Raw genomic sequence first — 6,932 nt, 5'->3', positions numbered from 1 at the left:
CGCGCGTTGACAAGCTCCGTCGGCCGCACCCAAGATCAGCCATCGCGTCCCCTCGAGCTCCATACGCCTCGGCCCTGCTCCTCCTCGCCCTCTGCGCGCTCCCTGCGTGCGGCAAGCGCGACGAGCGCGTCGACCTCACCGAGTGGATCTGGATCGACCCCGGCCCGGCGGTGGTTCGCCTGCCCGGCCCCAAGGCCTCCGTGCGCGTCCTGGTGCGCAACCTGCGCGAGCAGCCGCTGCACCACCTGCGGCTCGCGGTGGAGAGCCCCGCGTGCGAGGCGGTAGTCCATCCCGCGGCCCTCCCCCTCCTCGGCCCCGGGGACCGCACGACCTTCGCGCTGGAGCTCACGCGACGCCCGAAGCTCGCGGAGCCCCGCTACCCCTTCGAGCTCACGCTTCGCGCCGACGAGCTCCCGGTGGCGGCAGGGCTGGACCTCTCGGTGGACCTCACGCAGGCCAAGGACGAGGGCTGGATCGAGGTCGGCCAGGTGAAGATCGTCAACCGCTCCGGGGCCAAGTCGGTCCCGTACCTGCTGGCCGCGCTCCCGCTGGCGGTACTCGCGGGCTGGCTCCTCTATCGCGTGACGCGGCGCCGCCGGGAACGGAAGCCGCGCTAGCACCACGCGCGATCGAAGGGCCCCGCGCCTCATTGCGCCAGCATCTCGAGGAAGGCCTCGACGCGGTTCTGCAGCACCCCGGAGTCCTCCTCGCTGTATTCGGTGTAGACGTTGAGCAGGGGCAAGGCCGCCCCCTTCAAGGCCGCCGCCACCGTCGGCAGCTCCAGGTCGTAGAGCTGGCAGAGGTGGAGCGTGTGGTGCACGACCCCCCGCGCGGCGCTCTGCCGGGCGAGCTCGAGGAGCCGCGTGATCCGGTCGTCGCTCGAGACGAAGCAGGGGCAGGTGCAGGGGAGCAGGGTGCGCTCGGCCGCCGCGCGCAGCAGCCCGTCCACCGTCCCCTCGTCCGTCACCGTCGGATGGTAGAGCCGCTCGGTCCCCGAGCAGAGCTCGTCGGCGATCACCACCGCCCCCGCCTCCTCGACGACGTGCAGGAGCTGAAAGTCGGGGAAGTAGATCGGCGAGCCGGTGAGCAAGACGCGCGTGGGCTCGGCACCGCCTGCGGGGTGCGCGCTCCGCGCCTCGAGCTCGGCCAGGAGCGCCTCCACCTTCTGCACCCACCACGCCACGTCGGCGAGGAAGCTCGCCTGCATCACGAGGAAGGTGTCCCGGCCCGAGAGGGCGTGCGGGTCCTTCCACCTGAGCGCGTTCAGGCGCCGCACGAGCGCGCTCCGCCGGTTGTACTGCGCGACCGCATCGCGTAGCGGCCCGCGCTTCAGCTTTCGCCCGGTGAGCCCCTCCACCTCGCGCACCAGCTCCCGGATCCGCTCGACCCAGAGCGCGCGAACGCGTCGGTCGCGCTTGCCCTGCGGCAGCTCGAGGGGCACGACCCGTCGCCCTCCGAGGAGCCCCGCGAGCTTCTTGCGCCCGTCGCACGAGGTGGGCACGACCAGGAGCTTGGCCAGCCGGTAGAGCGGCATCCCCGCCACGTGGGCCCCCACGACCGACTTGATCTCGGGGCAGACGTCCACCGGCAGGCGCCGCGCGCCCACCTCCATGGCCTGCTGCTGGCCGAGGTCGAGCCGGAGCGGCACCGCCCCCGCGGCGACGATCAGCTCCTCCGGCACGAAGTTGCAGAGGAGCCCGACGACCGGCCGGTCGCCGCGCTCGAGCTCCTCGACCCGCCAGCCCTCGCGAAAGAGGCTCTCGAACGGCTCGAGCGCCCGCGGCCTGCCCGGTTGCCGGCCGAGCCGGTCGAGCGCCCGCAGCACCGCGGCGTGGTAGGCCGCCTCGAGGCCGTCGTCCTGGCAGGGCGCGATCGTCCCCCCGTAGCGACCGCAGCTCCCGCACGCGGCCTGGCGCGAGTCCTCCATCAGGAGCTCACCACCTTCCGCCCCGCGAAGGTGAACTCGAGGCAGCCCGGCTCGGGGCAGGCCTCGACGCAGCGCAGGCACATCACGCACTCGCAGGCGGCCACGGAGCCCGTATCGGGCCGCTCCTCGACGGTCAGGTTGTCCACCGGGCAGACCCGCGAGCAGGCTCCGCACTGCGTGCACTTCTCGGCCACCTTGAAGAGCCCCACGAGGCCGTAGCGGTTGAAAGGCGCGGTGAGCCCGCCGATCGGGCAGATGCGGCAGTAAAGCCGTCGCACGAAGAAGCCGAGGAAGAAGAGCGCGAGCGCCGAGAGGCCGAGCACGGTGAGCGTGGCCTGGATCGGGTTCGCGAAGTTGGTCCAGCAGACCTGCGCGCCGGTGAGGAGCGGCGAGGCGTAGCGCCCCAGACAGACCTGGCAGAAGGGCAGGAACAGATCCGGCCGGGAGCCGGCCAGCGCGGGGACCGCGGCCAGGATCGAGACCAGGAGGCTCGCCCCGAGCAGCGCGTACTTGGTCACCACGAGCCCGTCGCGCCAGCGCCTCGAGACGCGGAGGTGGTCGAGGCCCACAAGCTTGCGCAGCCCGATCAAGAGATCGCTCAGAAAGCCGAAGGGACAGACCCACCCGCACCAGAGGCGCCCACCGACGAACATGAGACTCAGGAGCAGGAGGAGCTGCGGCACGAGGTACGAAAAGGGGGTCAGCCAGCTCAGGTGCTCCGAGACGAAGGCCAGGCTGCAGGCGGCGAAGAAGCCCTTGTGCTGGTAGGTGCAGGAGGTCGCCGGGAGGTAGGCGTCCACCCGCACCTTCTCCCGCTCGACGAGCCGCACCCCTTTGCCCCGCTCGAACTTGCCGGAGAAGCCGGTCTCGTCGACGAACTCGCCGCGCCCGAGCTCGAGAACCTGCCCGACGGCGAACCCACCGTAGACGACGAACGCGAAGCAGAGGACCTGCACCGCGCGCCGGACGAGACTGATACGTCGCACGCAAGGTCAGTATACACGGGGCGTAAGCGCAGGGCCCGGAGAGACTCCGGGGTCTCGCAGTCGCGGCGCCCTTCTCCCGCTTCGTTATCAATCGACACGGGAAGACGCTGCGCTACACTGCCTGCGCATGCGGAACGCCTACATCGCCAACCAGAAGTCCGCCCACGGTCGCAAGGCCCTGGCCGTCCTGCCGATCCATTACCCAAAGGAGCTCCTCACGGCGCTCGACATCCTGGCCGTGGAGCTCTGGGGCCCGCCCGGCCCTCCGCGCGGACCCGACGCGGGACGGGTGCAGACGTACGTCTGCTCCATCGTGCGCAACGCCCTGGCCTTCATGGCCGCGGGCGGGGCCGACGCCGCCGACGGAGTGCTCTTCCCGCACACCTGCGATTCGATCCAGGGGCTGGCCACGGTCGCCCCCGACATGGGTGGCTGGACCAAGCCCGCGTTCACCTTCCAGCACCCGAAGGGCTCTTCGCGCCCGAGCGCGCGCACCTTCGTCGCGGCGGAGCTCCGGTCGCTGGCCGAGGAGCTCGCCGCTTTCGCCGGCCGCTCGCTCGAACCGGAGCGGTTGTGGGCGGCTCTCCGGCTGCACCGCGAGATCGACCGCCTGCGCGCCGAGCTGCTCGACGGCCGCACCCGCCTGCCGATGACCGACCCCGAGCTCTACCGCCTCCTCCGGCGCGGCGAGTTCCTCTGGCCCGAGGAGCACCTCGCCGAGCTCCGCACCGCGCGCGACGCGCTCGGTGACGACGCGGCCCAGAGCGGCGTGCCGGTGATGATCACGGGCTACGTCCCCGAGCCGCTCTCGCTCCTCGAGGCGCTGAACGACGCCGGGGCCTACGTCTGCGGCGACGACTACGCCGCCGTCGGTCGCCGCGTGCAGCGCGCGCTCCTCGGTACCGCCGGAGACCCGCTGGCCGAGCTCTCGCGCCAGTACTTCCTCGCCTCCCCCTGCTCCACGCGGTCGGCCGACCAGTCGGCGCGCCTGCGCTACCTGACCGACCTCTTCGACCGCAGCGGCGCCCGCGGGGTGATCGTGCACGTCCTCAAGTTCTGCGAGCCGGAGCTCTTCGACATCCCGGCCATCCGGCGCACCTTCGCCGCCCGGAAGGTGCCCGTGCTGGTCGTCGAAGGCGAGCTCGAGCCGGAGATCTCGGGGCAGCTCGTCACGCGGCTCGAAGCCTTCGTGGAGCTCCTCGGCCAGACCCGGAGGGCCGCATGATCACCCGTCGCCGCCTGGAGTACGAGCTCGTGAAGCACGTCGTGGGGCCCGCCACCCTGCGCTTCGACACGCTCCGAGGAGAGCTCAAGCGACGCAAGAAGAAGCCGCGCCCGGACAGCCCCTTCGGCCCGCCCCTCGAGGCGGCGCACAAGCTGAAGGAGCTGATGAGCCTGCACTACCTCGCCGGGCGCTACGCCGACGGCGCGGTGCCGGTGGCCTGGGTCACGAGCGGCTTCCCCGTCGAGTTCCTCCGCCCCTTCGGCTTCCACGCCGTCTACCCCGAGAACCACGCCGCGCTCTGCAGCGCGCAGAAGCAGGTCCCCGAGCTCGCCAGCGCCGCCGAGGCGGAGGGCTACGCGACGGACCTCTGCAGCTACGCCCGCTGCGACCTCGGGAGCGCGTTCACGGGGAAGACCCCCGTCGGGCGCTTGCCCAAGCCGGACCTCCTCTGCTGCTGCACCAACATCTGCCAGACCCTCCTCTACTGGTACCGGGCGCTCGCGACGCACTTCAACGTACCGCTCGTGCTGATCGACCCGCCCTTCGTCTACGGCAAGGCCAAGCCGCACCACCATCAGTACATCCTCGACCAGATGGAGGAGCTGCTGGCCGAAGCGGCGCGCGTGTCGAGAAAGCAGGTCTCGCTGGCCGAGCTGGTGGAGGTGATGCACCTCGCCCGCGAGGGGACGGCCCTGTGGGGGGAGTGCCTCGACGCCAGCCGCAACCGCCCCGCCCCGTGGACCGGCTTCGACGGCTTCGTGCATATCGGCCCCATCGTCGCGCTGCGCGGGACGAAGGAGTGCAACGCCTACTACCGCCTCCTGCGCGACGAGCTCCACGATCGCGTGAAGAAGGGGATCGGCGGCATCAAGAACGAACGTCACCGCCTGATGTGGGACAACCTGCCGATCTGGTACGGGCTGCGCGAGCTCTCGACCCTGCTCGCGGAGCGCGGCTTCAACTTCGTCTGCACGAGCTACACGAACGCCTGGGCCGAAGGAGGCGCGCTGGTGGATCCCAGCCAGCCGATGGCCTCCATGGCCCGGGCCTACAGCCACGTGCTGCTCAACCAGGACCTGAAGAACCGGCTCTCCGTGCTGGAGCGCCTCGCCCGGACCTACGAGGTGGAGGGCGCGGTGCTGCACAGCGACCGCTCGTGCAAGCCCTACTCCGTCGGACAGATCGACCTCAAGGATCGGCTGCAGAAGGCGCTCGGGATCCGGGTGCTGCTCTTCGAGGCCGACCACGCCGACCCGCGCGCCTACGCCAAGGAGCCGGCGGAGAACCGGCTGACCGCCTTTCTGGAGAGCTTCGCGTGAGCCGTCCCGTAGCCATCGGTATCGACGTCGGAAGCACCACGACCAAGGGGGTGCTCCTCGGGGACGACGGGGCGTTGCTCGAGTGTGTGCTCGAGCCGACCGCCCCGCGCATCGACGAACAGAGCCGCGAGGTGGTGGCGCGCCTGAAGCAGAAGGGGGGCGAGCTTCCCGTCGGAGCCACGGGCTACGGGCGCAAGCGGGTCCCCACGGCCCGCGCCGTCACCGAGATCACCTGCCACGCGAAGGGGGCCTTCTTCCGCCTGAAGCGGCAAGGGCTCCTGGTGGACATCGGTGGGCAGGACACGAAGGTCATCCACCTGGGCGCGCAAGGGGACGTGCAGGACTTCTCGATGAACGACAAGTGCGCTGCGGGCACGGGTCGGTTTCTCGAGGTCATCCTGGGCCGCCTGAACGTGCCGCTCGCCGAGGTCTCGGCCTACGCCGCCCGCGCGCCGCGCGTGGTCTCGATCTCCAGCACGTGCACCGTCTTCGCCGAGAGCGAGGTGGTCTCGCTGATCGCGGAAGGAGAGCCCGTCGAAGGGATCGTGAAGGGCCTGCACGCCTCGCTCGCCTCGCGCGTGCGGGCCCAGGCGGGCACGCTCTCTCCCTCGGCCGAGATCTTCATGAGCGGCGGCGTGGCGCTGAACCAGGCCATGGTCGCCGCGCTCGCGCAGGCCATGGGACGCGCCATCACGGTCCTCCCCGAGCCGCAGCTCATCGGGGCCCTCGGCGCCGCGCTCTCCGTCGCCGGCTGACCCGCGGCGCTGTTCGACGACCGGACGCCCCCCTTCGAAAGACAGAGATGTCCGGGGACGGGCAGCACGGCCCGGCCGCGATATCGCGGCGCATTTCCTCGCCGACCCACGCCCGGCGCACGGCACGCGCCTTGCTCTGCCGAGCTGGACCTCGAGGAGAGCGATCCGATGAAAGCTGCCATCGCAGGACTGGCCGTGCTGTTCGGAGCGTCCGCCGCGCACGCGCGGGAGAAGCACGTGCAGGTGACCAACCAGGCCTGGATCGACAAGGTGGGGATCTCCCCCGGCTCTCACGGGCTGCGCTACGTGAAGCCCTACCTCAAGGTGCAGGTCGCGCTGCTCGACGGACCGATCGCCGAGGTCGGCTTTCGCAACCGCGAGACCGGTGAGAACCAGGGTCAGCGACCCTACCTGCGCGACTGGCACAACCAGCGCGCCACCAAGCAGTACGGCGGGGACTATTTCGGCTTCGAGCTCGGGGTCTCGAGCGACTTCCACCAGGGTAGCTTCACGGGGCCCTTCTACGTCAAGACCACGAAGGGCACCTACTACTGGGTGAAAGCGCCAGGGGGCAAGGATTTCGTCATCGACCGCACCGCCTACGACAACGCCGCGTCGCTCCGCCGCCCCGGGTCGGCCGACTGGGATCCCGCGACGGCCATCCCCACCCAGCGCCGCGACGGCTTCGGCGGGTACTACAACCCGTTCCAGCTACGGTAG

7 protein-coding genes are annotated in these 6,932 nt (G+C 70.9%); 5 read left to right on the top strand and 2 right to left on the bottom strand.

Translation table 11 applies throughout. The annotated features are described in order from the left end of the window. A partial coding sequence (locus tag IT371_06870) for a hypothetical protein (protein ID MCC6747363.1) occupies positions 1-617 on the top strand: 617 nt, incomplete at its 5' end. 29 nt (positions 618-646) lie between these two features. Here IT371_06870 and IT371_06865 read toward each other — a convergent pair. Together IT371_06865 and IT371_06860 are read right to left on the bottom strand one after the other, a co-directional pair. Further along, positions 647-1,927 (bottom strand): 2-hydroxyacyl-CoA dehydratase, encoded by a 1,281-nt coding sequence (locus IT371_06865; GenBank protein ID MCC6747362.1) that lies wholly within the window; start codon positions 1,925-1,927, stop codon positions 647-649. Then, the gene (locus tag IT371_06860) at positions 1,927-2,913 is read right to left on the bottom strand and encodes a 4Fe-4S binding protein (GenBank protein ID MCC6747361.1); all 987 of its coding nucleotides are present in this window, start codon (positions 2,911-2,913) and stop codon (positions 1,927-1,929) included. Before IT371_06860 ends, IT371_06865 begins: the two co-directional genes overlap by 1 nt. Positions 2,914-3,040: 127 nt before the next feature. Here IT371_06860 and IT371_06855 point away from each other — a divergent pair, with 127 nt between their 5' ends. From IT371_06855 to IT371_06840, 4 genes are all read left to right on the top strand, one after another. Beyond that, positions 3,041-4,138, top strand: coding sequence for a 2-hydroxyacyl-CoA dehydratase (locus IT371_06855; GenBank protein MCC6747360.1), 1,098 nt, complete (start codon positions 3,041-3,043; stop codon positions 4,136-4,138). Next, positions 4,135-5,457 (top strand): 2-hydroxyacyl-CoA dehydratase, encoded by a 1,323-nt coding sequence (locus IT371_06850; GenBank protein ID MCC6747359.1) that lies wholly within the window; start codon positions 4,135-4,137, stop codon positions 5,455-5,457. Before IT371_06855 ends, IT371_06850 begins: the two co-directional genes overlap by 4 nt. A 14-nt stretch (positions 5,458-5,471) precedes the next feature. After that, positions 5,472-6,212, top strand: a complete 741-nt coding sequence (locus IT371_06845) for a 2-hydroxyglutaryl-CoA dehydratase (GenBank protein ID MCC6747358.1) — start codon at positions 5,472-5,474, stop codon at positions 6,210-6,212. Between the two features lie 168 nt (positions 6,213-6,380). Next, positions 6,381-6,932: a hypothetical protein gene (locus tag IT371_06840; GenBank protein MCC6747357.1), complete on the top strand. Its 552-nt coding sequence runs from the start codon at positions 6,381-6,383 to the stop codon at positions 6,930-6,932.

The sequence above is a fragment of the Deltaproteobacteria bacterium genome (genome assembly GCA_020848905.1).
Classification (GTDB): domain Bacteria; phylum Myxococcota_A; class Polyangia.
Note: the sequence above shows the minus strand (reverse complement) of the source record. Positions and strands in the feature narration are given on the sequence as shown.